Source organism: Photobacterium sp. TY1-4 (assembly GCF_025398175.1).
Taxonomy (GTDB): Bacteria; Pseudomonadota; Gammaproteobacteria; order Enterobacterales; family Vibrionaceae; genus Photobacterium.
The window spans coordinates 1,568,388-1,594,309 of record NZ_CP099735.1 but is presented as its reverse complement, the minus strand read 5'-3'; the positions used below and the strand labels follow the sequence as shown (position 1 = coordinate 1,594,309).

25 protein-coding genes and 1 pseudogene are annotated in these 25,922 nt (G+C 51.4%); 7 read left to right on the top strand and 19 right to left on the bottom strand.

Annotation, left to right across the window (positions count from 1 at the left end; genetic code table 11):
* Positions 1-10: 10 nt before the first annotated feature.
* The gene (locus NH461_RS23885) at positions 11-1,801 is read right to left on the bottom strand and encodes an adenylate/guanylate cyclase domain-containing protein (protein WP_261603451.1); all 1,791 of its coding nucleotides are present in this window, start codon (positions 1,799-1,801) and stop codon (positions 11-13) included.
* A 204-nt stretch (positions 1,802-2,005) separates the two neighbouring features.
* On the opposite strand from NH461_RS23885, the gene NH461_RS23880 reads away from it, so the two are divergent.
* The 3 genes from NH461_RS23880 to NH461_RS23870 all read left to right on the top strand — a co-directional run bounded on the left by NH461_RS23880 (position 2,006) and on the right by NH461_RS23870 (position 6,234).
* A complete protein-coding gene (locus NH461_RS23880; protein ID WP_261603450.1) occupies positions 2,006-4,846 on the top strand; it encodes a cation:proton antiporter in 2,841 nt (946 codons plus the stop codon).
* A 277-nt stretch (positions 4,847-5,123) separates the two neighbouring features.
* A complete protein-coding gene (locus NH461_RS23875) occupies positions 5,124-5,573 on the top strand; it encodes a DoxX family protein (RefSeq protein ID WP_261603449.1) in 450 nt (149 codons plus the stop codon).
* 127 nt (positions 5,574-5,700) lie between these two features.
* Positions 5,701-6,234: an NADPH-dependent FMN reductase gene (locus NH461_RS23870; protein ID WP_261603448.1), complete on the top strand. Its 534-nt coding sequence runs from the start codon at positions 5,701-5,703 to the stop codon at positions 6,232-6,234.
* Between the two features lie 102 nt (positions 6,235-6,336).
* On the opposite strand, the gene NH461_RS23865 is transcribed toward NH461_RS23870, so the two are convergent.
* The 12 genes from NH461_RS23865 to NH461_RS23810 all read right to left on the bottom strand — a co-directional run bounded on the left by NH461_RS23865 (position 6,337) and on the right by NH461_RS23810 (position 17,075).
* Positions 6,337-8,184 (bottom strand): M3 family metallopeptidase, encoded by a 1,848-nt coding sequence (locus NH461_RS23865; RefSeq protein ID WP_261603447.1) that lies wholly within the window; start codon positions 8,182-8,184, stop codon positions 6,337-6,339.
* 303 nt (positions 8,185-8,487) lie between these two features.
* Positions 8,488-8,826 (bottom strand): hypothetical protein, encoded by a 339-nt coding sequence (locus tag NH461_RS23860; RefSeq protein WP_261603446.1) that lies wholly within the window; start codon positions 8,824-8,826, stop codon positions 8,488-8,490.
* Between the two features lie 211 nt (positions 8,827-9,037).
* A complete protein-coding gene (locus tag NH461_RS23855; RefSeq protein WP_261604623.1) occupies positions 9,038-10,207 on the bottom strand; it encodes an aromatic amino acid transport family protein in 1,170 nt (389 codons plus the stop codon).
* Between the two features lie 387 nt (positions 10,208-10,594).
* Entirely contained in the window at positions 10,595-11,053 is a 459-nt protein-coding gene (locus NH461_RS23850; RefSeq protein ID WP_261603445.1) for a methylated-DNA--[protein]-cysteine S-methyltransferase, read from the bottom strand.
* Positions 11,050-12,426 (bottom strand): AlkA N-terminal domain-containing protein, encoded by a 1,377-nt coding sequence (locus tag NH461_RS23845; RefSeq protein WP_261603444.1) that lies wholly within the window; start codon positions 12,424-12,426, stop codon positions 11,050-11,052. The genes NH461_RS23850 and NH461_RS23845 overlap by 4 nt, the downstream gene beginning before the upstream one ends.
* Positions 12,427-12,735: 309 nt before the next feature.
* Complete coding sequence (locus NH461_RS23840) at positions 12,736-13,275, bottom strand: hypothetical protein (protein ID WP_261603443.1); 540 nt, start codon at positions 13,273-13,275, stop codon at positions 12,736-12,738.
* Between the two features lie 481 nt (positions 13,276-13,756).
* On the bottom strand, positions 13,757-14,317 hold the full coding sequence (locus NH461_RS23835) for a hypothetical protein (protein ID WP_261603442.1): 561 nt from the start codon (positions 14,315-14,317) through the stop codon (positions 13,757-13,759).
* Positions 14,318-14,649: 332 nt separating this feature from the next.
* Positions 14,650-15,060, bottom strand: a complete 411-nt coding sequence (locus tag NH461_RS23830; RefSeq protein ID WP_261603441.1) for a DUF2000 domain-containing protein — start codon at positions 15,058-15,060, stop codon at positions 14,650-14,652.
* Between the two features lie 24 nt (positions 15,061-15,084).
* Positions 15,085-15,681 (bottom strand): LysE family translocator, encoded by a 597-nt coding sequence (locus NH461_RS23825; RefSeq protein WP_261603440.1) that lies wholly within the window; start codon positions 15,679-15,681, stop codon positions 15,085-15,087.
* Between the two features lie 32 nt (positions 15,682-15,713).
* Positions 15,714-16,286, bottom strand: coding sequence for a helix-turn-helix domain-containing protein (locus NH461_RS23820; RefSeq protein WP_261603439.1), 573 nt, complete (start codon positions 16,284-16,286; stop codon positions 15,714-15,716).
* Complete coding sequence (locus NH461_RS23815; protein ID WP_261603438.1) at positions 16,287-16,538, bottom strand: AraC family ligand binding domain-containing protein; 252 nt, start codon at positions 16,536-16,538, stop codon at positions 16,287-16,289. It abuts the gene before it with no gap.
* Between the two features lie 135 nt (positions 16,539-16,673).
* Positions 16,674-17,075 carry a PaaI family thioesterase gene (locus NH461_RS23810; protein ID WP_261604622.1) on the bottom strand — a complete coding sequence of 134 codons (402 nt, stop codon included), beginning with the start codon at positions 17,073-17,075 and terminating at the stop codon, positions 16,674-16,676.
* A gap of 192 nt (positions 17,076-17,267) precedes the next feature.
* Here NH461_RS23810 and NH461_RS23805 point away from each other — a divergent pair, with 192 nt between their 5' ends.
* The 3 genes and pseudogenes from NH461_RS23805 to NH461_RS23795 all read left to right on the top strand — a co-directional run bounded on the left by NH461_RS23805 (position 17,268) and on the right by NH461_RS23795 (position 17,961).
* Positions 17,268-17,462 (top strand): hypothetical protein, encoded by a 195-nt coding sequence (locus NH461_RS23805; protein ID WP_261603437.1) that lies wholly within the window; start codon positions 17,268-17,270, stop codon positions 17,460-17,462.
* Positions 17,463-17,581 (top strand): annotated as a pseudogene (locus NH461_RS23800) (IS110 family transposase); the annotation flags it as partial.
* 143 nt (positions 17,582-17,724) lie between these two features.
* Positions 17,725-17,961 (top strand): RNA recognition motif domain-containing protein, encoded by a 237-nt coding sequence (locus NH461_RS23795; RefSeq protein WP_261603436.1) that lies wholly within the window; start codon positions 17,725-17,727, stop codon positions 17,959-17,961.
* 856 nt (positions 17,962-18,817) lie between these two features.
* On the opposite strand, the gene NH461_RS23790 is transcribed toward NH461_RS23795, so the two are convergent.
* From NH461_RS23790 to NH461_RS23765, 6 genes are all read right to left on the bottom strand, one after another.
* Complete coding sequence (locus NH461_RS23790) at positions 18,818-19,252, bottom strand: VOC family protein (RefSeq protein ID WP_261603435.1); 435 nt, start codon at positions 19,250-19,252, stop codon at positions 18,818-18,820.
* Between the two features lie 147 nt (positions 19,253-19,399).
* A complete protein-coding gene (gene hutH, locus NH461_RS23785) occupies positions 19,400-20,926 on the bottom strand; it encodes a histidine ammonia-lyase (protein WP_261603434.1) in 1,527 nt (508 codons plus the stop codon).
* A complete protein-coding gene (locus NH461_RS23780) occupies positions 20,916-22,505 on the bottom strand; it encodes a BCCT family transporter (RefSeq protein WP_261603433.1) in 1,590 nt (529 codons plus the stop codon). Before NH461_RS23780 ends, hutH begins: the two co-directional genes overlap by 11 nt.
* Positions 22,506-22,834: 329 nt before the next feature.
* Positions 22,835-23,308, bottom strand: coding sequence for a MazG-related protein (locus NH461_RS23775; RefSeq protein WP_261603432.1), 474 nt, complete (start codon positions 23,306-23,308; stop codon positions 22,835-22,837).
* A gap of 43 nt (positions 23,309-23,351) precedes the next feature.
* Entirely contained in the window at positions 23,352-23,873 is a 522-nt protein-coding gene (locus tag NH461_RS23770) for a GNAT family N-acetyltransferase (RefSeq protein WP_261603431.1), read from the bottom strand.
* A 170-nt stretch (positions 23,874-24,043) separates the two neighbouring features.
* Entirely contained in the window at positions 24,044-24,763 is a 720-nt protein-coding gene (locus NH461_RS23765; protein WP_261603430.1) for a helix-turn-helix transcriptional regulator, read from the bottom strand.
* Between the two features lie 187 nt (positions 24,764-24,950).
* On the opposite strand from NH461_RS23765, the gene NH461_RS23760 reads away from it, so the two are divergent.
* Positions 24,951-25,895: an alpha/beta hydrolase gene (locus NH461_RS23760; RefSeq protein ID WP_315903271.1), complete on the top strand. Its 945-nt coding sequence runs from the start codon at positions 24,951-24,953 to the stop codon at positions 25,893-25,895.
* Positions 25,896-25,922 lie beyond the last annotated feature (27 nt).

The window sequence follows — 25,922 nt, the reverse complement described above, 5'->3', positions numbered from 1 at the left end:
ATCTCCCCTTCTAGACTTGTTGCGCCGCGTTGTCCTTACGTCCGGTGAGGATGTAAGTATGCATTTTGCCCTTGCCTTTAATCTCGATCATTCCACGGTCTTCAAAGAGATAGCGATCACGAAGATGCCGGTAGGTCGCTTCTGTGATCTGAATCCCCCCTTTCAACCCCTGCGATTCCATTCTTGAGGCAGTATTGACCGCATCGCCCCAGATATCGTAGATGAACTTTTTGGTCCCGATAACGCCGGCCACCACCGGGCCGGTGTTGATGCCGATACGAATGCTCAGGTCCCGTTGGTGCTTGCGATTAAAGCAGGCAATCACATCAAGCATATCCAATGCCATTTCAGCGATGACCTCGGCATGATCAGCCTGCGGGATCGGCAATCCCGCCCCGACCATATAGGCATCGCCCATGGTTTTGATTTTCTCCAGGCCCCGGGCTTCACTCAGGCGGTCAAACTCACAAAAGATCTCATTGAGCAATCCGACCAAATCCGCCGCCGCCAACTCAGCGGACAAGGGCGTGAAGTTGACGATGTCAGCAAACAAAATAGTCACATCGGCATAGCTGTCCGCGATCGTTTCTTCCCCTTGCTTGAGCCGGGCCGCAATGGGCGCTGGGAGGACATTCAGCAGCAGGTGCTCTGATTTTTCCTGCGCTTCCGCCAAATCATCCAGGGTATGCTTCAACCGCCCGATCATCTGGTTAAAGTTCTGAGCCAGCAACCCGGTTTCATCCTCGGTCAGGACCGGCGCAACCTGCGACAAATCGCCAGCGGTAATTTTCTGGGTGGTGTCCGTCACGGCCGTAATGGGCTGGGTGATCCGGGCGGCGATCAGGTAGATCCCCACGCTGAGTACCCCAACCGCCAGCAGGCCGACGGCCAGGATCATCCCGCCGAACCGGTTCGCCGGGGCCAGCGCGATACTGGCCGGGATCTCGGAGATTAGGGCAACTCCCAGCGTCGGTAACCAGCGATAACTGCCAATCACCGCCTCTCCGGCATAGTTGTCATACAACCCGGCGCCGCGCTCGCCACGCAAAGCCGCATCAATCCCTTCGCTATGAACCCCGCGGGGATACGCTTCACTCCCGAATCGATCGGCGGAAATCACCCGGTTGAGCGAATCAACCAGATACGACGCCACCGGCTCGGCTCGGGCACTTTGCCGACCGGCAATTTCCACCAGTACGGACAGCCGGATATGCGCGGCCAGAACCCCGATCAACTCACCAACCGGGGAGTACAGCGGGGTCGACACGGTCAAGGTCGGCGCCGCAGTTTCCGGTGACGGATAGACTTTTTGCACAAAGGTGCCTTTCAGCCCCTCAATGAAAGACTGATCGCTATGCCGGTACTCCCCCTCATGCACCGGCTGGGTGGAAAAAAAAACATGGCCGCCGACTTTGGTCATCATAAATATTTCGGTCAGGTCGGAAACCCGTGCCACCCGGCTATCGAGAAACGTCGAGAAATAAAGCATTTCAACCAGCTTGAAGTAGGCAGTCTGGTACTGAGTCGAGTCCGGCGTTTCCCCCACTAAGTCACTGACCGCCCGTTGCAATTCTCCCAGCCGGGCCATACCGGTGACAATCGCCACCTGGTCATCGATATAGCGTTGAATTTCTGAAGCTTTATGCTCTGCAGTCACATCAAACTGGGCGATGGCCATCTCCTGATGCGTCGCTGCGGCCAGCTGATAGGTCACCAACGCCAGCGCCACCACCACCAGCACGGAAACCAGCAGAAAGTAAGCCGTCATCCGTGCTTTCAGACTCTTTTGCAAAAGCCCCATCACACCCCCTGTTTTGAGCAGTATTCAAAATCAGTATAGTCGGCCTGCCGTCACTCTTTTGCGCATGTTTTAGCGCTGGCTGCCAGCCGATCACCGAGCCAAAATGAACTAATCTGATAAGAACCCACAACTGAACATCGAACGGATATCCGGGGGGAGAGAAAACTCACCGCCACGGCAGGCAGCGACGCTCGGAGAACGCGCATGCATGACACTTTTCTGTTAGTGCTGGGCCTGATCGGCCTGCTGACCATTGCCAGTCTGCTCCTGCCCATCGCCAACCGGATCAATTTTCCCTATACCGTCCTGCTGGCTGTCGCAGGGAGCTTGCTGGGGATCCTAGTTCTGACCGCAGGGGGTGAACACCCGCCGGGCCTGTTCGGTGATTTTCTGGCCTCGCTTGAAGCCCTCAACATTACCTCGGAAGCGGTGTTCTTTGTGTTCCTGCCAGCATTGATCTTTGAGTCGGCCCTGAATATCAATGCCCGCCACCTGATGAGGGATATCGGCCCGATCCTGCTGCTGGCGGTCCTCGGCCTGTTGATTTCCTGTGTTCTGGTCGGGGTGCTGGTCTGGGGTGTTTCCGACATCAGTCTGGTCGCCTGCCTGTTGCTGGGGGCGATTGTTTCCGCCACCGACCCGGTCGCGATTGTGGCGATTTTTAAAAACCTCGGCGCGCCGAAGCGGCTGACCATTCTGGTGGAAGGGGAAAGCCTGCTCAACGACGCGACGGCCATCGTGCTGTTTACGATTTTAGTGGCTATCTTACTCGGCGAGGCCCAGGCCGGACTCCTCTCGGCCACCGGGCAATTTCTCAAAGTCTTCTGCGGCGGGATCCTCGTCGGCCTGATCGCATCCGTGCTGGTCGCCGCCCTGATCGGCAAACTGCGCAATATGCCGCTGGTCGAAATCACCCTGACAATTTGTCTGGCCTATCTCAGTTTTCTCTTTGCCGAGCATTATCTTCATGTCTCCGGTGTGATGGCCGTGGTCACGGCCGGACTCCTGATGAATTCCTACGGCCGGACCCAGATCTCCCCCAAAACCTGGCACGCCCTCACCGAAACCTGGGAAGAGCTGGCGTTTTGGGCCAACTCGCTGATCTTCTTCCTGGTCGGGTTACTGGTGCCCAAAGTCCTGATCACCTTTACCGGGGCACAGCTGCTGGCGCTGACAGTATTGACCATCACCGCCTTTGCCGCCCGAAGCGTGGTGTTGTACCTGATCCTGCCCCTGCTCAACAAGGTCGGGCTGGGCCAGAAAATCAGCTTGACCTTCCGCACCGTGATGTTATGGGGAGGTCTGCGGGGCGCCGTTTCCCTCGCGCTGGCGCTGGTGATCCTCGAAACGCCGGGCATTGATCAGGACATCAAAGCCTTCATCGCTGCGCTGGTAACCGGCTTTGTGCTCATTACCCTGTTCGTGAATGCACCCACCATGGGGATGATGATGCGCTTTTTTGGGTTGGATCGCCTCCCGCCGGCGGAGCAGATGATCCGCAACCGGGTCATGGCCCTGTCGATCAAACGGATCCGCAAAGGGCTGGATCATGCCGCCCGCACCGATCGCATCGCGCCTGCCATTGCGACCGGGGTTGCCGATATCTACGAGCAGCGGCTGAGCCGGGTCAAACGCTCGATGTCGACTGACACCGCACAGCCCGATACTGTCACGCTCAGTGTCGGCCTGACCACCCTGACCAATCATGAGCGGCACCTGTACCTGCAGCGCTTTGCCGACGGGCTGGACTCCGCCAAAATCAGCCGAACCCTGCTGTTTCATGCCGATGCCCTGCAAGACAGCCTGAAAATGAACGAAGTCGAAGGCTACAATCACGCCTACCGGCAAACATTGGGTTACGGGGTGACGTTCAAATGCGCCTTATGGCTCCAGCAATATGGCCACTTGATCCGACCGCTGGCGATCCAGCTCGCCAACCGGTTTGAAGTGCTGACGGTCGTCGAAACCGTCGTGACGTCGCTGCTGGACTACAACCGGGACAAGATCCCGCCGCTGTTTGGTGAGCCTGTTGCCGACCGCCTGGCCCCGCTGTTGCAAACCCGGCTGAAACTCACCCGCCAGGCACTGGACGCCCTGCGTCTGCAATATCCTGACTATGCCGAGACCCTACAGAAGCGCCATTTAGTGCGGGTGGCGTTGCGACTCGAAGAAACCAATTATCGCCAGATGCTCAGTGAAAATATGATCAGCCAGGAAGTGTTCGCGGATTTAACCCGGGAGCTGGATAAACGCAGCCGGATCATGGATCGCCAGCCGAAGCTGGATCTCGGCCTGGAGCCGGAAACCCTGGTCGCCAAGGTGCCGTTCTTCGCCCCGCTGCAAGCAGCCCAACGGCAGCAAATCGCGACCAAGCTGACACCGCTGCTGGTGGTGCCGGGTGAGCGCATTATCACCCAGGGCGAGCCCGGCAATGCGATGTATTTTATCTCCAGCGGCGCAGTTGAAGCCGAAGTGCTCCCCAAACCGGTCCGGCTCGGCAGCGGGGACTTTTTCGGCGAACTGGCGCTGCTGACCCAGGCTCCGCGCAATGCCCATGTCACGGCCATCAGCTACTGCCAGTTACTGATGCTGAAACTGACAGATTTCCAGCAGCTCACCGCAGACCATCCGGAACTACGGGCTCAGATCACCCACGCTGCCGAGCAACGGCTGAGCCCGGGCCAGCTTATCGCTCAGGTGCCTTTATTCAGTGCCCTCCACCCCGATGAGCTCCAGGCGATTGTCCGTCGCCTGCAAACCCGCGTTGCTGCCCCCGGGGAACCCCTCGTGATCCGGGGGGAAGTCGGTGATGCCCTGTATCTAATCGCTGCCGGCACGGTTGAAGTCCGGGCCGGACACGGTGAGCCCGCAATATCGCTTGGCCGGGGGGATTTTTTCGGGGAGCAGGCGCTGCTCACCGACAACCCGCGCAATGCCGATGTCGTCGCGACCGACTATTGCGAGTTACTGGTGCTCGAAAAATCAGCTTTTCATGATTTGGTGACCTCGCATCCGACGCTGCAAACACGCCTGCGCCGGACATAATCCTGCGATGCTCCGCTGATGGCCTGAAAACGAGCGTTCCGTGAAAACAGGCCTTCCAATTGCAGGTCGCCGGGGCGTGATTTTGACGGTCATGATCTGCATCTCACGCGTATCAGGGCCTTACCTTTGGTCGTTCAAAAAATTCGAACTATCTATTCAAATCTGACGGCTTATCACCGCGCTTTAGCTCACCTACACTAACAACCAAGCGATGAGAGAAGGCATGCGAACTTGTCTCACGAGAAAACAGACATTCGAATTTTTTGAGGTAACTCTGATGAACAAGCAAACACTGACGACGATTCTGCACAGCAAAGCCGGCATGGGTGCCCTGAGCCTGCGTATTCCGGCCGGGATCATTTTCATGGCCCATGGTTCCCAAAAACTGTTTGGCTGGTTTGGCGGCTACGGCCTGGAAGGTACCGGCCAGTGGATGGCTTCGATTGGTCTGGAACCCGGTGTGTTGATGGCCTTAATGGCCGGCAGTGCCGAGTTCTTCGGGGGGCTGCTTCTGGTACTCGGCCTGCTCACCCGCCCGACCGCGCTGATCCTAGCCGTGACCATGGTCGTCGCGATTGTCAGCGTCCACCTGGAAAACGGCCTCTTTCTGGCGAACAACGGCTATGAGTTCGGTCTGGCACTGCTGGCGGCATCCGTCTCGCTGATGCTCTCCGGAGCCGGATCTGTGTCCACCGATAACTGGCTGGTGCGTCAGTTGTCACGCTAAAGAGTGTTCTCCGGGGGCAAGGTCTGAGATACTCTCAACAGGATATTCAACGTATCCGTCTGAAGTGTGATGCATTTCAGACGGGCAACCTGCCCTAGTCACAACCTTTCACTACAAGGAGCACGTTATGAAGGTGATTGCTTTTGCAGCCAGCACCCATTCCAAGTCGATCAACAAACAACTGGTTACGTATGCTGCCAACCTGCTGGATAAAGTCGAAGTCGAGCTATTGGATTTGAACGACTACGAGCTGCCGCTCTACAGCCAGGATAAGGAGCTTGAACTGGGCCACCCGCAGAAAGCCAAAGATTTTCTGGCCAAGATCACTGACAGCTGCGGCATCATGATTTCATTTGCCGAGCATAACGGCTCATACACGGTCGGGTATAAAAACCTGTTCGACTGGTGTTCGCGCATTGAGCCGAAAGTGTTTCAGAATAAATCGATGGTGCTGCTGTCAACCTCTCCCGGCTCCATGGGCGGCGCGAGTGTCCTGGCTGCGGCAGTGAATTCAGCGCCGTACTTCAACGGTGTCGTTAAAGCCAGCCTGTCGATTCCGAGCTTCTACGATAACTTCGACACCGACAAACAGGTGCTGACCCACCCGGAGCTTAACGAGCAACTCAAAGACGCCGTCAGCCACCTCAACCATCTGAAATAACCCGCAGCGCCGTTACATGGCTGCTCAAACAAAAAACGCCGATGAATCCTCTTCATCGGCGTTTTGTTGTTTCAGGGCTTGCGCCTTGTGATCAGGTGGTGATTATCGGCCGTAGTGACTCACGATATAGTCTTCGAAGGCAGTACACATGGCTTCATCAGAGATCTGATTGCTGGCCAGTGTTTTCGCCCCGTCGACAACCTGAATCGTTGCATTCAGTGATGCCGGCTCTGCGCGCGGACGCGATTGCAGCGACGCCATCTTCGCCTGAGCCGCTTCCCAAGCCTGCTCGGCCGTCAGGTTACAGGCATCGGCCAGGTATTTGGCATTGAAGCCTTCACCGGTCAGGCTCTCAATAGTGCCATTATGGTTGACGCTGTTCCCGGTATGCCAATAGTGTTTCGCCAGCAATGGACCAATTTCCGGGTTGTCCGTCAGGTACCCAAATTTCTCCAGGAAATAGGCACGGGTCTGGTACACCGCCATATGCGCCAGCAGATACCCCTGGTACGAACAAGCTGCTTCATCAGACAGCAGGTGCGGGATCGCCATCAGCGGACGCGGGCTGCAGGCCAGTCCCAGAATTTGCATTTCCTTCTCGCGGGCCAGGCGGGTCACGTTTTCCGGTGTCAGTTCTTCTTCGCTCAACTGGTACAGCGCCCGCTCAAAATACGGCACCACCAAAATATTGCGCTCTTCGTAGGCCTTGAACGGCTGCTTGCTGTCGATCATTGCCTTAATCAGGTGATCCGGCACCGGATTACCTGCCGCGTCCAGCGCATACTGTTTGAGCCAGTCGGCATCAGTCAGCAGGCTGTCACAAAACATCGACTGCGTTTCGGCATAGGCCATGGACGTCGGTGCGAACTCCATCGAGAAACACGGCGAGTTCATTTTCACGTTGGCAAAGTGCGCTGCATGGCCGCCTTCGTGGAACAAGGTGTTGATGCCGTCAAAGCCGCTGCCGACCTGATCCGGCTTGGCGTTGCTGGTAAAGTTGACCTTGGCAGCCACCCAGTTGTCCTGATCATAAAAGGACGGGATTGGGCCATGGCAGAAGCCATTCTGGTACTTGCCTTTGCGATCCAGCAAGTCCAGCGTCAGCTCGGCACCGGAGTAATCGATATTCAGCCGGCCGAAGGATTCAACCCAACGACGCAGCGACTGTGAAAACGGGACATACGGATCCAGGTCGCGCATCGCATCCCCGGAGTACGAATAGATGAAATTGTGCCCCAATAGCGCTTCGTCACCCTTATCCTGCGCCAGCTGATGCAGGCTACGCAGATGGCTGTCCCGGGTACGGGCTTCAAAATCATCCAGAATCGCAAACAGCTCGTCAGCAGTCATCTGCTCGGTTTTGACCACAGAGTAATCAAAGAAGTTGTCATACCCCAGCGAGCGGGCGAAGGCATTCCGCAGCTTGACCAGCTCCAGAAACCCGTTTTGCAATAACCATTGCTCCAGATCCAGCAGGGCCTGATGCGCGCTGCGGCGTACCGCTTCCTGATCGCTGGTGCGAATGTTCGCCGCCAGAACCGGGAGCGACCCTTCTGCCGTTTGTCCCTGCTCATCGACATAGGTCATCACATGGTTCTGCTTTTTCTCGAACAGCGCGGCTTCAAACTTAATCAATGCAGCCTTGAGTTCGCGGGCCTGCGCCGATTCCAGCGCATGCGCTTTGAACATCGCCAGCCAGCCGTTCAGCCCGAGCAAGGTTTGCGTTTTTTGCTCAGATTCCGGCAGCGCCTGCGCTGATTCAATTTGATGGCGAACCTCTGCAATGTTGGCCGGATCACTCAGATACTGGTTCCAGGCCGTTTCTGCCTTGGCAGAACCTTCATGGTCATCACTCATGCCCATGTAAGTTTCCCAGAAAAAGTCTTCCTTGGTGCGGTGGATGGCCAGGTAGTCCTGGTTGAGTGAATTCAGGTATGCGGTCGCTGTCATTATCATCCCTATCAATGTAAGCGTGATTTATATGAAAGGAGCATATACTACCTTATATGAACTTATTGGCACAACTTCACTGTCGAAGGGATTCGAAACAGCCAAATCAGCTATCAACGACACTTTACATTGTAAATCCAGAAAGACGACGAATAGAAACGTCGGGCGGGACAGTCCTGAGCAGAAAGGCAGCCTTGTTCGGGAGAACGCTCCAGAGAGGGAGACAGCCATGTACGAAAGGGCCGATCAGGTACAGAGAGACAGCTCCCGTGCACCGCAAGACATCAGAACACGGCAGGAGCTTTAGTAGCTGAATTCGAAAACCAATGCCCCGCTGTCGACTTCCACATTCTGCTGCTCGATCAGCTCGCCCCCGGCCTGGATCGAAATGCTGAAATCATCGGTCGCATTAAACTTCATCCCGGCCCCGAATTCCGTCGGGTCCGTTCGGTTCACATCCTGATAGACACTGTTTTTATCGACCATATGGTTATCGACCGGCCGACTGCCGCCGCCGACAAATTCCATCCTGTCTTTGGATTTCAGTTCATTGATAAAAACGCTGCCCGGCTCATGCTGCTCGGTTTGCGCCGCCGCAGAGAAGAGCCAGAACATCAGGACCGTTCCAGTAAGCACTCGCACACTATTTCCTCTTCTGCATATGAATATGAAGTACTAGATTACCACCACATCGTAACAGACAGAACCTTGTTCGATTCTTTTCAGCCAAACATTTCCCGGCCGCGAAAGCCCTACCCGCCACCCCTGCCACGTCTTGGCTTGCCCTGCCGGACAAACAAAAACAGGCGCCGAAGCGCCTGTTTTCAATCTGTGCAGGATAAGATACTCGTGGTTACAAGTTCACCAGCAGTGCCGAGATGGCCAATACCCCGGTGACCAACACGAAAATGTTGGTCCAGCTGCGGTATTGCGCCATTCCTTTCACCTTATAGATGGCGTACGTTGGCAGGATGAACAGGATCATTGCAATCACCGGACCCGACAAGGCTTCCATCATCCCCAGGATACTTGGGTTCACAACTGCAGCGATCCAGATGGTGACGAACATCACCGCAATACCCAGACGATCCGCCGATTTCGCACCCATCTTCGTGTTCTTCGCCAGCAAGCCGTTCAGGCTTTCACGCGCACCCAAGAAATGGCCCAGGAAAGAAGAAGTGATCGCGATAAATGCAACCAGTGGACCCAGCGTGGCAATGATCGGGTTATCCATCACGTTCGCCAGGAATGACAACACCGAGATGTTATCCGCTTTGGCTTGGATCAGTTGCTCCGGAGACAGCGTCAGTACACAAGAGAAGACAAACATCAGCACAAACGTCACCAACATGATCGCGGTGCGATTCAGGATCAGATCGGTTTTCTTCACCGCATTTTCACCGTAATGACGGCGCTGAATATTGGCAAAGCTGGAAACCGCCGCTGCGTGGCTGAACGAGAACACCACCACCGGCACAGCCAGCCAGACTGTCATCGAAAAGTCGCCCATCGACGGCATCGACAGATCAGGCATCTGCCAGTTCGGGATCAGGTACACAGACAGAATCCCCAGGATCCCCGCCAACGGGTACACCATGACTTCGAAGCTTTTCAGCATGACTTTTTCGCCCGCCATCATGATCGCGATCATACCGAACACCAGACCACCAGACAGCAACACGCGTGGTGGTGACGCCAGCCCCAACTGGTTCACCAAAAAGCTGTCGACTGTATTGGTCAGACCCACGCCGTAAATGAGCAAAATTGGATAGATAGAAAGGAAATACAGCAAAGAGATCATTCGACCGGCGTTTTTACCAAAGTGCTCATCCACCACATCGGTAAAATCAGCTTTCGGGTTAGAGGAAGAGAGCACAAAGCGCGCCAGACCACGGTGCGCCAGGTACGTCATCGGAAACGCCAGCACCGCCATCAGGACCAGGGGCCAAATGCCGCCAAGCCCCAGGTTGATTGGCAGGAACAGGATCCCTGCACCAATCGCAGTCCCGAACAGACTTAGCATCCAGTGGATATCACGCTTGGACAGCGTGACTTTTTGATCTTCCGTTTTGTTTGTTTGTAATAATGTATTATTCACGTAAAACCTATTGGATTGGCATAATGTGTCGCCAATACTAAACACAACAGGGTTTTAATTCATACAAAACAACAAGATAATAAATTTGATAAAATCGTTAACATATAGATATAAAAACCGTGATTTAATAAATAATCAAAAATAAAAACCAAAATTAACAACAAAAACAAAACTATAACCCAAAAAATAACTCATATTCAGTTTGGGTTAAAATGTTAAATTTGTGACATTTGTTGGATTTATCGCGCTTGCATAGTAACTGAATGCAACCCAAAAGTAACAACAATTTGCATATATATACATCTCACTGATTCAGCTCGATATTCTTCTTTCATGCTCAATAAGCCAGATTTTGATGTCCAGCCCTCCGGCATAGCCAGTGAGCTGACCTGAACTGCCAATCACTCGGTGGCACGGCACTATCACCGGGATTGGATTGCGGCCATTTGCCGCGCCGACCGCGCGCACGGCTTTGGGATTGTTGATCTGATGTGCAATCGCGCTATAAGAGCACGTCTCACCGTAAGGGATCGCAATCAACGCCTGCCAGACTTGATGCTGGAATCTTGTCCCGTGGGCGTCCAGCGGGACATCAAAGTCTGTTCTGTTGCCGGCAAAATAGTCGCTCAATTGTTCGCAGCACAGCCGGGTGATGGCATTCGGAACCTGCTGCACAGACGGATCAGCGTCAAACTCAATCGCCGTCACGGCTTCATCGTTTGCGACAATGTTCAGCCTGCCGATGGGAGTGTCCAGGTGTTGATTGTTCATGACAAGGTGCTCCATAAGTATAAGGTTAAATAACTGCGCCACGGGGCCGCCAACGCGTCGTCAATCGACTGCGGCAGTTTGGCGATGGCTTTTTTGATCCCCAGATCGCTGCTCAGGTAAATATCAGGGTCACTCAACCCGCGCATCCTCAGGTAGTTCACCGTCCATGGGCCAATCCCCGGTAATGCCAGTAATGACTCACTTTCATCCAGCGGATGAGCATTGGCGTGATCTGCAAAATACCGGAGTGTTTCCCGACGGCGCTGCGGCATGCCGAGCTGAGTCAGATCCAATTGGCAAAGCTGCTGCGGAGACGGAAAGTAACGTCGTGTTTCGTCGTTTTCCGGGTTCAGCGCAACCAACTGGCTGACCAGATTTCTCGCCGCTTTGACCGAAACCTGCTGACCCAGAATCGCCCGGATTCCGGCCTCGAACGGGCTCCAGATCCCCGGCAATCGCAGTCCGGTTTTGCTCAGCGATGCCGTGCCCATCGCCTGACACAACTGCGACTCTATCAGCCGCGTATCAGCATCCAAATCCAGACAGCGGCGAATATTCTGAATCACCCGCGGCAGATACGTCAGATCGGACAGATGGATTGAGACCCGAAACGCGGACTTCTCCGCCAGATGCGTGGCGGTAAACCGTCCCTTACAGGTCCCGTCATTAAACGTCCGGCCATAGCTTTGCGCGTCCAGCCACTCCAGGCCCGGGATCAGGCGCGATGCATAGAACTGGTGCAGCCCTTCCCAGTCATAAGGCGGCCGGTACGACAGTAGCATCTCGATGGCCTGTCCACTATCTCGGTGACGACCTTCCTGCTTACGGACCTGGGACGGCGTAAGTGAAAATTGCTGTTTGAAGCAGTCATTGAAACGGCGAATACTGTGAAAACCACATGCCAGAGCAATTTCAGTGACCGGCATGCTCGATTCATGCAGCAGCTGCTTGGCCAGCAGGCACTGACGGTACAGGCTGTAGGCTTTCGGCGACAAACCAATTTCTTCACTGAACAGACGACGCAGGTAACGTTCGGTGATCCCCAGCCGCTCCGCCAGTTGCGTGAGCGATTGCTCTGCCAGCGCCCCTTCATGAATCAAACGCAGCGCCCGGTTCAGGGTGGCGTTTTTCCCCAGCCAGGCGGGAGAGCCAGGCGCACTGTCGGGACGACAGCGCAGACACGGGCGATAGCCGGCCTTGGCCGCCGCCACAGCCGTCGGGAAATACTCAACATTCACTTCTTTCGGCGCGGGGGCCGGACAAATGGAGCGGCAATAAATTCCGGTGGTCTTCACGGCAGTAAAAAACAGGCCATCGTAGCGGGTATCTCTGGCGAGCCTGGCTTGCTGGCATTGGCTTGGAGTCAGTTCCATGACGTTTCTCTTTCTGAGTTTCTATCGCTAAGTCTAAAGCTTTTCGGCATCAAAACTAGCCAGAAACGGAACTGAACCCTGAAGGGCAGAAGATGCGGGACAGAACAGGAATTTGACGCTATCCCTGCTGAGCATCCACTTCCCGGACAGAGTCGATCAATATGTGGATCTGTGACTTACACTGAGCTATGAACACCCTCAACGACGCCCCTCTCTTTTCCGCGCTTACAAAATTAGGAGAGTAGATCATCTATATCTGCTCTCATACGAAACTTTTTTGAAAAATTACGGCGGTTTTAAGCGTCAACCTCAGTGCATGTTGCTATGCTCACTAATATGCTCATGCAACTTTTTTACAACTAACCTAATCAACGCGGTGCTTGATGCAAGTCTATTGATCGAGTCAGATGCCTCCGTTTTCTGAAACTGTTCCTGGGCTAGAATCACATCATCACTTACATAAGCACTATCTGGATTAGCTGCATAATCAAAAGCAAACTTTAGAAATTCCTTCCCTTTAACACTTGAATAATATTCACCAGCCTGAGTACAGTGCTCTTTACTTACCCTCTTAACATAATAAGGAAGCAGTATTTCATTAATTTCAGTGCCACTCACATATTTTAAGTCAGCACAAAATCTAATAGTAGATTCGTCAGATTGTCCATTACAACCCGTTTCGATTAACTGCGATTTCAAAAATTCACCTATTTTTCCACTTTCCAAAAAAAACTCACATGCTTTAATATGATTTGACTCATTATGTTCATCAGCCATAAGTGGTAATGATGAAATCACTAGCGCTGCAATTATTGCATATTTAATTTTAAGAGTAGAATTTCTTTTCATTTATATATCCTTTCAGAATCTAATGATTTGTGAACATAACGAAGAACATGGAATCCCTCTCACCCGATTTGCCACACTTGGTATATCTGATTCCATACAAACCGAAGGCCACCATCTGTCTGTGGCATTGATTTAGCCAGATACCGTTTCAGTATCCAACCGAATGGATTACCAAGGCAAGATATTGATCCACAAAACAATAACGCGATCGAAAATTCTCACTGCTTTTGCCCGTATTCTGGCGACAACCTCCGGAGAAGAAGCCTGCGCTTTTTGTCTGAGTTAACGGAACTATGTCCCGCAGCACGACCGGAAAACAGACAGCGGAGAGCCTGTCGTCAGAGGCCCGTAATATGTGTTTTTCGCTTGCAATGGTGAATATAACAAAACGATTTTATTCGGATAAATTGGCTGCTATGCAGCCAACGGATTCAAATTACCATTTTACACCGAGAAGGTTCATCTGTGTTATACAACTGATCTATCTAGTTGCTGACTTTAGGTAAAAAGCTTTCCCACTTTCTCCCTTATCATCACTGGAAATTTCACATTCACCTACAAGAGACATTAAATCGGAACGATTTATTTCCTGTCCATTTTTTTGAATAATATAAAGACTAACATTATATGGGTTGAACTTTACTCGGTATGATGTATCCGCCTTTGGAATAAAAGATAATATTGGCTGTGTATACAGCATCGTTACAGTTGTGGTAGTTCCTTTAAATTCTGCATCATGAAAATGGTCTAAAGGTAACGAGAGATAGACTACTTCATCAGCCTTTACTGTCACCTTCACCACGTCATCGGCATAATATAATGGCCCATTAGATTTGGAAACATACCCTGCCAGTTTAACATCAGAAAATTCACACAAGTTATTGTAATGAAAGTAGACCGGTTTATTAACAGCAATTGGAACATCCGTATCAACAATTATTTCAGAAACAGGGCCATCACTTGGGGATACATATTCAGGTTCAGGAGTTGCGCAGCCTCCTACCATAGCAAGAGTGAAAACTATTAAAATTTTTTTGAACATCACAATTCCTTTTCAAATTCCAATTGCATAACGAATAACATGGACTCCCTTCATCGGTCTTCACCACACTGGGTCCGTCTGATACAGAAATAGCAGGAAGCCGCCCTATAGCAATCTGTTTATGGCATTGATTCAGCCAGGCTCTGTTCCAGTATCCAACCGAATGGATAACCAGGCAAGATATTGATCTACAAAACAATAACGCGATCGAAAATTCTCTCGATATCTGCCCATAACCCGCCCGATATCACTGGGATATCAGCCTGTAGCACGACTCACGACCCAGGCTAAGAACCAATTCAATGCAGTGAAACCAGCCCCGCTATCGCACATTAATCGTGCAATTTTGCGCCTTTAAACACCTTATCGACCCGCTTTTTATCCCCGAACATCGCCAGCCCAACCAGCGGCAGATGCTCGGTCGCGTACTGACTGACCGTGAGCCGATTGGCTTCATCATGGCCCGAAGCAAACATGTCCTCAATGAAGATCGCCATCTCCGCCTGCGCACGATTCGCGCGCTGAACAAACGTCGACAGCTTATCCCGGTTGGCTTTGAGGACAATAATCGGTTGCACGCATAGCGATAAATATTCACTGCCCGAGGCGTCGCGATAACGCTCCCCGGTATTCACCCGCGGGCTACGGGTGACGCCGCCGGAAAGAAAACTAACCACATTCAGTTTCTGCCAGGTTGGCAGATCATCGGCCACAACGATGGCAAACTTATTATCAAACGGCATCACATTCCCTTTCTATTCGATTGTTTAGGAAAACCATGCCATCAATGGCGCTATGCCCATATTGGCTGCTACAACAAAGAGGAGCAGCGCCAACAGTTTATTGATGGCATTCACATAACGGGCCTGCTGAATCTTGCTGCCCAGCAGGCGACCACACACAAAGTAAGACCAGGGCGCACCGAAGGCGAATACTGCCAGGCCCAGACACCAGGCGAACAGGCTCACCCCGGCGATGCCTTCAGACGGAAACTGAACCGTGGCCACCGGCAAAGCAACGGTGATCCCTTTAGGATTGAGCAATTGCATGAATAATCCGTCTTGAAACGTCAATGTACGAGCCTCACCACGGGATTGCTCATCCACTTGTGCGCTGTAAATTTTGTACGCCAACCAGAAAATATAAAGGCTACCGAGCACCGAAGCGCTTTTCATCAGGGAATCATTCATCATCTGCTCTCCGATCAATGCCACGGAGAAAAACAGAATGAACATGGCCACAGCGACACCGGCAAAGAATCCGAAAATACGGGTTTGTTTCTGAATGCCATGATTGAGGCCAATCGCATTCACCGGCCCGGGCGTGTACATCACGCCGAAGGCATACAAAATAATGTCTGTCATGGATGGCTCTGAAAGTCGTTAGATATTGAAAGTCAGGCGATCAATTGTCGCGGATACTGGTGCGGCGTGACGCCGAACACGCGTTTAAATTTGCGATTCAGATGGCTGACATCTGAAAACCCGAAATTAATCGCCACATCAGAGGATTTATGTCCCATTTCGAGTGCCTGCTTGGCACGGTTGATCCGGCAATTCAGCACGTATTGATGCGGCGTCATTCCGAATTGTTCGTTAAACAAGCGAATAAAATGGTACTTGGATAGATTGGCCGCCTGGCATATCTCATCCACACTCAGTTTTTGGTGCAGATTGCTGATAATGTACTCTTTGGCGCGCAGCAGCAGCGCATCTTTACGGCCGTGATATTGACCGGAATTGAGGGTGCCGCCGCCCAGGCGAATTACCGACTGCGCAATCGACAGCAAGGCTGCTTCTTCTTCCAATGCCGACAACGCGAGTTGACGCATCACCTGGCTGAGGTGAAGCACCTGAGCACGCAACGGCTCATCGTGAAAGAGCGACTGTTTAAGACGCGCCTGATCTGTTGAGATCTTCCCGAGCGATTGCATCATCTCCAGCAGCGTGGTTTCAGGAATATAAAGCATCTAGTATTCCAACGCCGAGCGCGCCCCGGCACAGCCATCGTGTACCTGTTCCGGGTTAAAGAAAATAATATTGCCCGCATTGCTCTTATGAAACGCACCGCCACTGAAAAAGTCCTGACGGCCTTTGCGAGTCACACCGATGCTGTATTCTTCATGCGCATGCTTGTCGTAGCTGAACACCTTCATTCGGGCAGAGAAGGCACTCAAACCATGGGTATGCCGGCTGGGGAGATACTGAAACTGCTCTTCCATGATGATGTTTTTCTCTCGCGTTAATCGTTAAAGCCAGTATAGGAAGGCAGACAACGCAAGAATAGAACAAAATTGCGGACTTGCTGTTCAGCAGGTCAAAGGCAGGAAAACCCCGCCTGCGATTATCGGGTTAGATTAACATGCATCAATCTTGCTGATTGTTCCAAGAGAAACCGCAACCAGTTTTTCTTCGTCATCTGTTTGTGCATATACCTTGCACTCACATGTAGCTTGACGTTTTCCTGAGTATAAAACGGTTGACCTAGCGATTAATTTATCTCCGATTGCTGGCCGAACATAGTTCACTTTATATTCTGAAGTGACACAGCTTCCTAGTATTGAGGCTCCAGCAAAGGTAATACAGTTATCAGCCAAATAGCTAACGACTCCACCATGCGCAAAACCATTGTTTTGCTTGAGATCATCTCTAATCTCAAGACTCAATTCAGCGGTTCCGGCCTCAAAAACTTCCAACTTAGTTCCCAAAAGCAAACTGAAAGACTGTTGTGACAGAATCTCTTTCCCTTGATCTAACATATTGCTCAATTTTCAGCTCCTTGCCGGTACTCCGGAAATCTAACGAATGACATGGACTCCCCTCATCAGGCTTTGCGGCACTGGGTAAGTCTGAGCACGAAATTATCGGAGGCCACCCTATCACCATCGGTTTGTGGCATTTGTTCAGCCAAACAGTGTCTCAGTATCTACGGTGAGGATCACCGTGGCAAGATGATGATCAACAAAACAATATCACGATCAAACGTTCTCTCGACGTTTGCCAAATTCCCCACCATCTATCGTTGGGATGGAAGTCTGCGGCGCTTTCCATGGCTGGGCACAGGCATAATTCTTCCTGAACACGGCGATTTCACCAGCAAACAAGCAGCTGCGGTGGTCGGCGTGGCCCTTATGAGACGGATGTAACGGCTTCTGACTGAAGGAAAACCGAAATAAAAAGCCTCACCGCCTGCACCAGGAAGATGATTGCCATCCTCAATGCGATACTGCGCGATGGCGTCAGCTGGGAAGAAAAAACAACATGAATTTAGTGAATGACACCAAAGTCATTTGTGATGCAGTTGGTTGCTCGAGTGCAACAATTTTAAGGTAAAACCAAACTATCGCTTGGTAGCCACTGTCTTTATTGAGACAATCCTCACCGCTATTTCTATATCAACGGACAACTATGAAACTCTTAGTTCGCAACCTTTCTCGCACCACAACTGAGCATGACATTCGTAAACTGTTTTCTGAACACGGCTCTGTCACCGAATGCACTCTCGTTTTAGATCAAGAAACAGGTTTATCGAAAGGCTTTGCTTTCGTCGAAATGCCGGATGTTTCAGAAGCAAAATCTGCGATTGCAGCACTCAATATGACAAGCGTTGCCAAAAGCAAAATTCGAGTCAAAGCAGCTCAATAAAGTAAATTCTTAAACCAGCTGAAAAGCTGGTTTTTTATCGCCCAAGAACTGCGTCACCAATGACATGGACTCCCTCTCATCAGGCTTTGCCACACTTGGTATGTCCAATTACGAAATCGCCGGAGGCTACCCTATCGCAATCTGTTGATGGATTGATTTATCCAAATAGCGCTTCAGTATCCACGGTGAAGATTGACAAGGCAGGTGGTTGATATAAAAAACAATATCATGATAAAACGTTCTCTAGACGTTTGCCAATACCCCGCCTGCTATCATCGGTATGGAAGCCTGTGGCACTTCTCATTACTAGACCCGAGAGCTGACTAAGCTCGGCCATACGCCAAAGATCACGGTATCAAAATACCACGTCTTTAAATCGCGCCTATCTGAGTTAACGGGCTCAATTCCAGTGGCCGTGCTACATCATGTCGGCAGGCAGCGGTGAGAGCGCAGTAATTAATATGTGTTAGGTGTTGAATACCACAATCACTCTAGCCAAGGAAAATTAATCTACGTCTTCATGCCAGATTTGCTGGAGTGCCACACCTTTATCAAAGGCTTGGCTACTACCGTCTGCAAATGTTACTTCAACACGAATATCGTTTTCACCTTCACAAAGTTGAACCCAATCGACCTATTCAATCACCGGTAAATATTCGCCATTACTTTGGACTATTCGAAAGCCCTCGCCTAAATTTTCGGCAAACACTTCTTCAATTTTATCTTTCATGAACAAGTTACTCATTAATTAAAACACCTAACAGCCTAATAAAAATCCACTTATTATCAAATATATAATTACTTTCGTGTTGTGCAACGCGAGCAATGCCTGCCTCGTAAATACCGACGACTCCCCTTACCCCGCCTGATCAGCCAAGCGTCTCGAAATTGGATGATCCGCGTTTAGTTGCAGTAAATCCCATAAATTACCGTAGAGATCTTCAAACACCGCGACGGTGCCGTAATCTTGCTCTTTCGGCGGCCGTACAAATTTGATACCGTCGGCCACCATCCGGTGGTAATCACGCCAGAAATCATCGGTACTTAAAAACAAAAACACCCGACCGCCAGACTGATTACCGATAAACTCCAGCTGTTCCGGCTTTGAGGCTTTGGCCAGCAGCAAGGTCACGCCGTTCGAGCCCGGTGGGGACACCACAACCCAGCGTTTATCCTGCTCGGGCTGATAGGTATCTTCCACCAGCTCAAATTTCAGTTTATTGAGATAGAAGTCTAAGGCTTCGTCATAATCCCGGACGACCAGTGCAATGTGGATGATCGATTGTTTCATGTTGGCTCACTGCTTGATGAAAGGAGAAATGCAGTCAACACCTTACTCATAGTTGACCGCAATTCCTAGTGCGAGATCAAAGCCCCGATCTCCGGCGACTTTGAACTCATTCACTCGGGTCACTCACGAATCGATGACAATGCACGCTCAGCTTGCCCCTCCCAGAATTCTCTTGATTGAGCCCGGTTCACGCATGATCTGATACGTGCGTTTGATGTCTACGTGGAGCGAATGTGTTTCATCATAGAAAGCAACCTGCTCCCGCAATTGCTGCCAGGCACGCGCTGTACCGAAACCAAATCCTTCACACTCAATGAGATCAAACGCTTGCGCCGCCAACAAATATTCTATCGCCAGGATATAGAAGGCATTATCCAGCGCTGCGGTCAGCTTGAGTGCTGCGCTATCACCGAAACTGAGGTGATCTTCTTGTAGTCCTGAGGTGAGATAATTGTCGATGACACAGGGTTGAGCCAGACGCTTATTGTCCGCCGCCAACGAAGCAGCAGAATATTGCGCAATCATCATCCCCGACTTAACTCCGCTCTCCGGACTCAGAAAGGCTGGAAGTTCATTTGCTTGCGGGGTCACCAACCGATAACTCCGCCTTTCTGAAATTGCGCTCCACTCACTGACAGCGATTGCCAGAAAATCACAAGCCTGAGCGACAGACTCCCCATGGGGATTCGCCTGCGAAACAACGCGGTAAGTACCCGCTTCCTTGATCACCAGTGGGTTATCCGTCGCAGCATTGAGCTCATTTTCGATTTGCTCTACCGCATGGTGCCATTGTCGCCAACATGTGCCGTGCACCTGGGGGATCGACCTCAGGCTCAGCGCATCTTGTAAATGATGGCCTTGCTTTGATGCAAGCAACGCACTGCCTGCCAGCATAGATCTCAACCTCTTGCCGACTTCAATCACCTCCGGATCATTCTTCCGCGCTAAAATCGCCGGGTCGAAGGCATCAAGTTGTCCGAATAAAGCTTCAAAGCTCATAGCACCAACCACATCGGCCCACTGGGCCAACAAACCACTATCAGCAAGAGCCAGACACGCTAACCCGGTCATTGCCGGTGTGCCATTGACCAGCGACAAGCCATCTTTGGCCCCTAATCGGCCGGGGCGATACTGTATCTGTTGAAAGACTTCCGCACATGGCTGTACTTTCCCCTGATACGAAACCTCACCTTCTCCAATCAGCGCCAGCCCAATATGTGCCATATGACTGAGGTATCCCACAGAGCCCTGGCCAGGCACAATCGGCGTCACTTCATGGTTTAAGAAATGCACCAACGCTTTCACAATCCATGGGCTGATCCCGGAGCACCCCTGGCTGTAATTAACCACCGCGCAACACATAATGGCTCTGACCTGTTCATCACTTAACGGCTGCCCGATCCCGCAGGCATGGCTCATCAAGGTATGCCAGGAAAGCAGCTCAAGTTGCGTCGGATTCAGTACAACATGGCACAGCGCCCCCAGCCCGGTATTAATGCCATAGTAAGCTTTGCCGGAGTCCGCCATGGTTTCAACGGCTTCCCGAGCCTCGTCAATACCTTGCCAGCGTTCTGCTGACAACACCAGCTGGTTGTAATTTCGAGCGACATCAACAATGTCCTGCCAGCGAAGTGGCGCATCATCAACGGTCATCGTCATGGCATCAGTTTTCATGAACAACCTCTCTCGCTTCAGCTTCAGCGACTGCGCTTTCTTTGGTGTTTGATTTCAGTAAAAAGACTCTGACCGAAGCGATGACAATCAACATGAAAAGAAACAGGACGGAGAACCCGCCAGCCGCCGCGAGATATTTAATGCCATCGACCCCTTGTGCCCCGCCGCCGAACGCCACCATGATATAGGCGATCGCACTGATCAGCAGGCCCCAGATCAACTTGAGTTTTTTCGGTGAATCTTCCGTCGCGGACATGTTTTTCGTACAGATCGCTGCAATCGTTGATGACATCGAGTCAGCAGCCGTTGAGAAGGAAATGATCAGGGTCAGAATGACCACAGGGACAAAAAATCCGGAAAGCGGCATATTTTGAAGGAAGCCCCACAAGCCTGACACCGCGCCCGAATCTTTGACGACTTGGACCAGATCCAATGCACCATCAATTTGCCACTTGATAGCCATCCCACCCCATAGCGCAAACCACAGAATGCCGAAGACGGAGGGGAGCACCCAGTTGATCAGCAAAAACTCGCGAAGCGTTCGTCCGTAGGAAATTTGAGCCAGAAACAGACCCATGAGAGGAGCATAGGCAATCCAGATTGACCAGTCATACATGGTCCACCAGGTCACAAGCGCTTCCCCACCAGACTCTTTGGTATCAAAGGCCCACAAGAAAAAGTTATCCAGCCAATACCCTAAGCTCGTCACGGACAGATTGGAGATATAGCTGATTGGCCCGATGACAATCAGCACCGCAACCAAAAAGTAAAAGATATAAGCATTCACGCTCGACAGGTATTTAATACCTTTCTGAAGTCCCGACAGCGCTGAAGTAATAAAGATTGCCGCAATAATACAAGTCAGAACAAGCCATACCAATGGGCTGGATTCAATGCCGTACTGCGCTGTTAATCCTGAACTAATCAAAGCCAGGCCAGCCCCCAAAGAGGAAGCAAGTCCCAAAGCAATCGCCAGAACAGAGATCACCTCAATGATGGTTTGAACACTGCTGTGTTGACCATGTTTTCCCAGAATTGGCGACAGTGTCGATGAAATAGAGAAAGCTTTCTTCCGATTAAAGTGCATATAGCCAATCATCAAACCTACGATGGAGTAGATGGCATAGGGAATAAAACTCCAGTTGTGAAAGCTTCTCGCCAGAGAAAAGATCGCCGCTTCATCAGAGAACGGCGCAAAATCCTGCTTGGCGATTTCTCCATAAATATTGCCAAAGTAAATTACCGGTTCATTCACCGAATAAGTCACGACCCCCGTCGCAATACCACCGGTTAAAGCCATCGCAAACGTTGAAAGCAGTGAGAATCTTGGTTTGGCATCCTTTCCGCCCAGTCGAATGTTGCCTGCATCCGAGAAAAAGATGTAAGCAATCACAATCAGCGCAGTCACTGACAATAGTTGGTACAGCCATGCAAAATCTGACAATGAGAAGTAAAAAACCGCTTTGGCGGATGCAACAAGCAATTCGTTATCAACAATCCCCACCGTCACGGCAACTAACACGATGACGAATGAGGGAATAAACACACTAGCTTTAATACCCTTTCCCTGAAGTGGCATATCGAGTTCCTTTCTTATTGATGGTTTACATATGTATATACAAAATTTGCATAGCAACAACCAATATGCAACATAAGCACTCAAAAAATGCGCAATATGTGCTGGGCGTATCACTTTTGTCTAGTCAATAAGAAAAAGAATGATTTACCTAAATACCGGCCGGAAACCAGCTCAATATTCGACAAGCTGATCATGGCCGTAAAGATGATCAAGAAGGGTTAAAACTGTTCGATACGAGTAAGCATTGAAAGAAAAAGTCTGCGTCTTGGAGAATCACACTATCGAGACTGACCACCATGAATCAAAAAAACGAATGACAAGTGTCATGCTTATTTACCCGATAACTCTGCAATATCAATCAGATCGACTTCCCGACCAAGCACCTTTTTATAGGCCACCAACTCAACCACTGGCATGACCGGTACTACGACTCCGTCGTAACTCCCGGGGACAGATTGCTCGAAGTTGGCTTCCACCTCAAACCACGTATCACCCTCGGCAGCACGTATTTTGGTGCCGGGGAGCAGGCCAATTTCAATTTTTTGATTGTGATAAATCAGCTGAAAATACTCGAGATCCCAGCATTCCTCGACATAATGCGCGAGCGGCTTTGAGATATAAGCCCCTGCGTGAGGCAAGAGGTTATTCACCTGGGACTTGGGTATGTAGAGATCGATATCAGCCACTTCTCGCGAGCCGCCATGAATATTGGCCGCCAGACCGCCAACGATCTGATAGGGGATGTTTTCCTGCTCTAGAATCGCTTTGATCCATCTTAAAGCTGTCTTTACTTGTTCGCTCATGTGTACTTCCTTGTTAAACGCGCTCTCGCCTGACCAGGCTGGGTTAATACAAATAACCCAGCCAGTCCAGTTGGCCGGGTGCCCAGGCTTTGCCGCTCATGGGTTTTACAAATATGCCGTCGAGCTGGTCAAAGGCAACCCCGTAGTTCTGATGCTCGTGCAATCGCAACCAGGAACTCGATCCGCAGACTTTGTTGAAACCATTGGACGTATAAAAAGCATCCAGCTCCAACATCAAAATAATGAAATCCACATCCCCGGCAGCAGCATAATCGCTCAGCTCGGTGAGCATGGCAGAGCCAATGCCTTGGCCCTGATAGGATTTGTCGATACAAATGTCGATCACTCCCAACACCTTCAACGGAGTGCCGCCCACACAAACCACGCGATAATCCAGCCCCATATAGCCGATGAGCTTGCCATGGCCGTATTGGAGCGCGCGCATGTGGGGCAGTCGCTTATAATATGAACGTTCAACTTGGTGGTCAGGAAAGGAAGCATTGCGAAGTTGGGTGATCGCATCATGCTCCCGACCAGTGACTTCAATTTCAGGGATAATCTTCAAGCGTGATTCCTTTCAGCTGAATACGGACAGACTGCCTGGGAGACCCGGTTGCCGCATGTCTTTGGCTACGTGCAATAAAGCATCAACCTGCAATGATACGCTCAATCGGTTGTCTCTGAAATTGCAGCGTTCGTTCGCTTCAATTGGCAGCCCTCGTTCAGTAGTGAACCTCAGCGCGCTAAATTACGATATGGCGAGACGTTCTCCGCAAACGGCACAACTCGTCGCCGGAAAGTTATCCCTTCGACGAGTTCAGGCGCACGGATCCGATCCATTCGAAAATGACGGAAGTCTGCGCGCCCCGGATCCCAGGCCACCAAATACCAAAGCGGCGGCAGGATCAGCATTGCTTGCGGTTCAACCTCCCGGTTGGTGATGATCCCTTTTGCGTCGCGGTATTGAAAGCGCAGGTGCCGCCGTTGCAGAAAAGCGGTCTCGAAGACGGGCAGCAACGCGGGGTCCATCGCGCCCATATCTGAGATGTCCACTTGCGGCGCAAGTTGCCCGACATACAAACAATCGAGGAAACGGCGCAGGTCGCGCACCTTATCAGAAGGCAAGGCTTTCTCGATTTTGGCAAGCCCAACGCCTGCAAGTTCCGAGAAAGGCAGACATCCGGCTGCACGCATCGATTCTACACTGATGAGCAACGCAAAAACCTCGGCAACCGAAAGTCGCGCTGTGGTCTGAACCGATTGCGGATCAAGTTGCAGGCCACCCCCGCGCCCGGGTTCTGAATGGATGACAAAACCCTCATCGCGCAGTGCGCTGATATCACGTAACACGGTACGCCTGGATGCGCCAACTTCCTTCGCTAAGTCAGCGACTGTCGAAGTCCCGTTGCGGCGCAGGCTTCGCACGATGGCGTCTTGTCGTAGGCGAACATTCATATCCTCAGAGTATCCTTCAATGGTGCCAGTATTTGTCACCATTACGTTATATACATTGTTTGTCCACACATCCGCATGGAAATGTCGAAGTGGTCACGTACATCCGTAGATTCCTGAGACTGGAAAGCACGCCAACCCAAACAGGAGGTGTCGTGTGATCCTTCCAAATATTCAAGGATACATAGCAATGTTTAATCCAACTGATTTTCCCACGCCCAGCCTAATTTCAGTCAATGGCGTGACACTCGAAGTCTTCGAAGCGGGCCGGCAACATGCCGGAAATCCGATTGTGCTCTGTCATGGCTGGCCAGAGCATGCCTTTTCCTGGCGTTATCAAATCCCTGCCCTTGCTGCAGCGGGCTACCATGTCATCGTCCCAAACCAGCGGGGTTATGGTCACTCATCCTGCCCGACGGAAGTCACTGCCTATGACATTGATCATTTGGCGGGGGATCTCGTTGCGCTGCTCGATCATTACGGTTATGAAGATGCGACCTTTGTCGGTCATGACTGGGGGGCAATGGTCGTTTGGGGCCTGGCCTTACTGCATCCAAACCGTGTCAAACAAGTGATCAATCTAAGCTTGCCTTATCAAGAACGCGGAGCAATGCCGTGGATCGAGTTCATGGAACAATGCCTTGGCAGTGACTACTATTTTGTTCACTTCAATCGACAAACCGGTGTCGCAGATGCGGTATTGGAAGAGAATACGTCCCGATTCCTTCGCAACCTGTTCAGGAAGAACGAGCCACTAAGAGAGCCGGAGCCAGGCATGGCGATGATCAACCTCGCCAGGGCGGAAACACCACACGGTGATCCCATCATGAATGACAGCGAACTGGCCGTTTTCGTCTCAGCCTTTGAAGCAACAGGATTCACCGGCAGCATCAACTGGTACCGAAATCTTGATCGCAACTGGTACATCCTGGCGGAAGTGAGCCCGATCATCCGCCAGCCGACACTGATGATTTATGGCGAGCGGGATGCGATCCCGAAGTCTGAAAAACTCCAAGCGTTCGTGCCGAATGTGACAGTCGCCAATCTGGATTGCGGCCATTGGATCCAGCAAGAAAAACCGGAAGAAACCAATGAAATCATTTTAAACTGGCTGGCACAGCTCCCTACCGCCTAGCCCCGAACGCGTGTCTCAATCACACAG

Bases quoted from the DNA above. Each gene is read 5' to 3' on its own strand.
- NH461_RS23820 (WP_261603439.1), bottom strand. From the start codon at position 16,286: ATGCTTTATATTCCTGAAACCACGCTGCTGGAGATGATGCAATCGCTC.
- NH461_RS23875 (WP_261603449.1), top strand. From the start codon at position 5,124: ATGAACAAGCAAACACTGACGACGATTCTGCACAGCAAAGCCGGCATG.
- NH461_RS23765 (WP_261603430.1), bottom strand. From the start codon at position 24,763: ATGAATGTTCGCCTACGACAAGACGCCATCGTGCGAAGCCTGCGCCGC.
- NH461_RS23840 (WP_261603443.1), bottom strand. From the start codon at position 13,275: ATGAAAAGAAATTCTACTCTTAAAATTAAATATGCAATAATTGCAGCG.
- NH461_RS23850 (WP_261603445.1), bottom strand. From the start codon at position 11,053: ATGAACAATCAACACCTGGACACTCCCATCGGCAGGCTGAACATTGTC.
- NH461_RS23880 (WP_261603450.1), top strand. From the start codon at position 2,006: ATGCATGACACTTTTCTGTTAGTGCTGGGCCTGATCGGCCTGCTGACC.
- NH461_RS23870 (WP_261603448.1), top strand. From the start codon at position 5,701: ATGAAGGTGATTGCTTTTGCAGCCAGCACCCATTCCAAGTCGATCAAC.
- NH461_RS23810 (WP_261604622.1), bottom strand. From the start codon at position 17,075: ATGTTAGATCAAGGGAAAGAGATTCTGTCACAACAGTCTTTCAGTTTG.
- NH461_RS23815 (WP_261603438.1), bottom strand. From the start codon at position 16,538: ATGGAAGAGCAGTTTCAGTATCTCCCCAGCCGGCATACCCATGGTTTG.
- NH461_RS23865 (WP_261603447.1), bottom strand. From the start codon at position 8,184: ATGACAGCGACCGCATACCTGAATTCACTCAACCAGGACTACCTGGCC.
- NH461_RS23775 (WP_261603432.1), bottom strand. From the start codon at position 23,308: ATGAGCGAACAAGTAAAGACAGCTTTAAGATGGATCAAAGCGATTCTA.
- NH461_RS23835 (WP_261603442.1), bottom strand. From the start codon at position 14,317: ATGTTCAAAAAAATTTTAATAGTTTTCACTCTTGCTATGGTAGGAGGC.
- NH461_RS23805 (WP_261603437.1), top strand. From the start codon at position 17,268: ATGATGATCAACAAAACAATATCACGATCAAACGTTCTCTCGACGTTT.
- NH461_RS23760 (WP_315903271.1), top strand. From the start codon at position 24,951: ATGTTTAATCCAACTGATTTTCCCACGCCCAGCCTAATTTCAGTCAAT.
- NH461_RS23780 (WP_261603433.1), bottom strand. From the start codon at position 22,505: ATGCCACTTCAGGGAAAGGGTATTAAAGCTAGTGTGTTTATTCCCTCA.
- NH461_RS23885 (WP_261603451.1), bottom strand. From the start codon at position 1,801: ATGGGGCTTTTGCAAAAGAGTCTGAAAGCACGGATGACGGCTTACTTT.
- NH461_RS23845 (WP_261603444.1), bottom strand. From the start codon at position 12,426: ATGGAACTGACTCCAAGCCAATGCCAGCAAGCCAGGCTCGCCAGAGAT.
- NH461_RS23790 (WP_261603435.1), bottom strand. From the start codon at position 19,252: ATGAAACAATCGATCATCCACATTGCACTGGTCGTCCGGGATTATGAC.
- NH461_RS23855 (WP_261604623.1), bottom strand. From the start codon at position 10,207: ATGCTAAGTCTGTTCGGGACTGCGATTGGTGCAGGGATCCTGTTCCTG.
- NH461_RS23825 (WP_261603440.1), bottom strand. From the start codon at position 15,681: ATGACAGACATTATTTTGTATGCCTTCGGCGTGATGTACACGCCCGGG.
- NH461_RS23830 (WP_261603441.1), bottom strand. From the start codon at position 15,060: ATGCCGTTTGATAATAAGTTTGCCATCGTTGTGGCCGATGATCTGCCA.
- NH461_RS23795 (WP_261603436.1), top strand. From the start codon at position 17,725: ATGAAACTCTTAGTTCGCAACCTTTCTCGCACCACAACTGAGCATGAC.
- hutH (WP_261603434.1), bottom strand. From the start codon at position 20,926: ATGAAAACTGATGCCATGACGATGACCGTTGATGATGCGCCACTTCGC.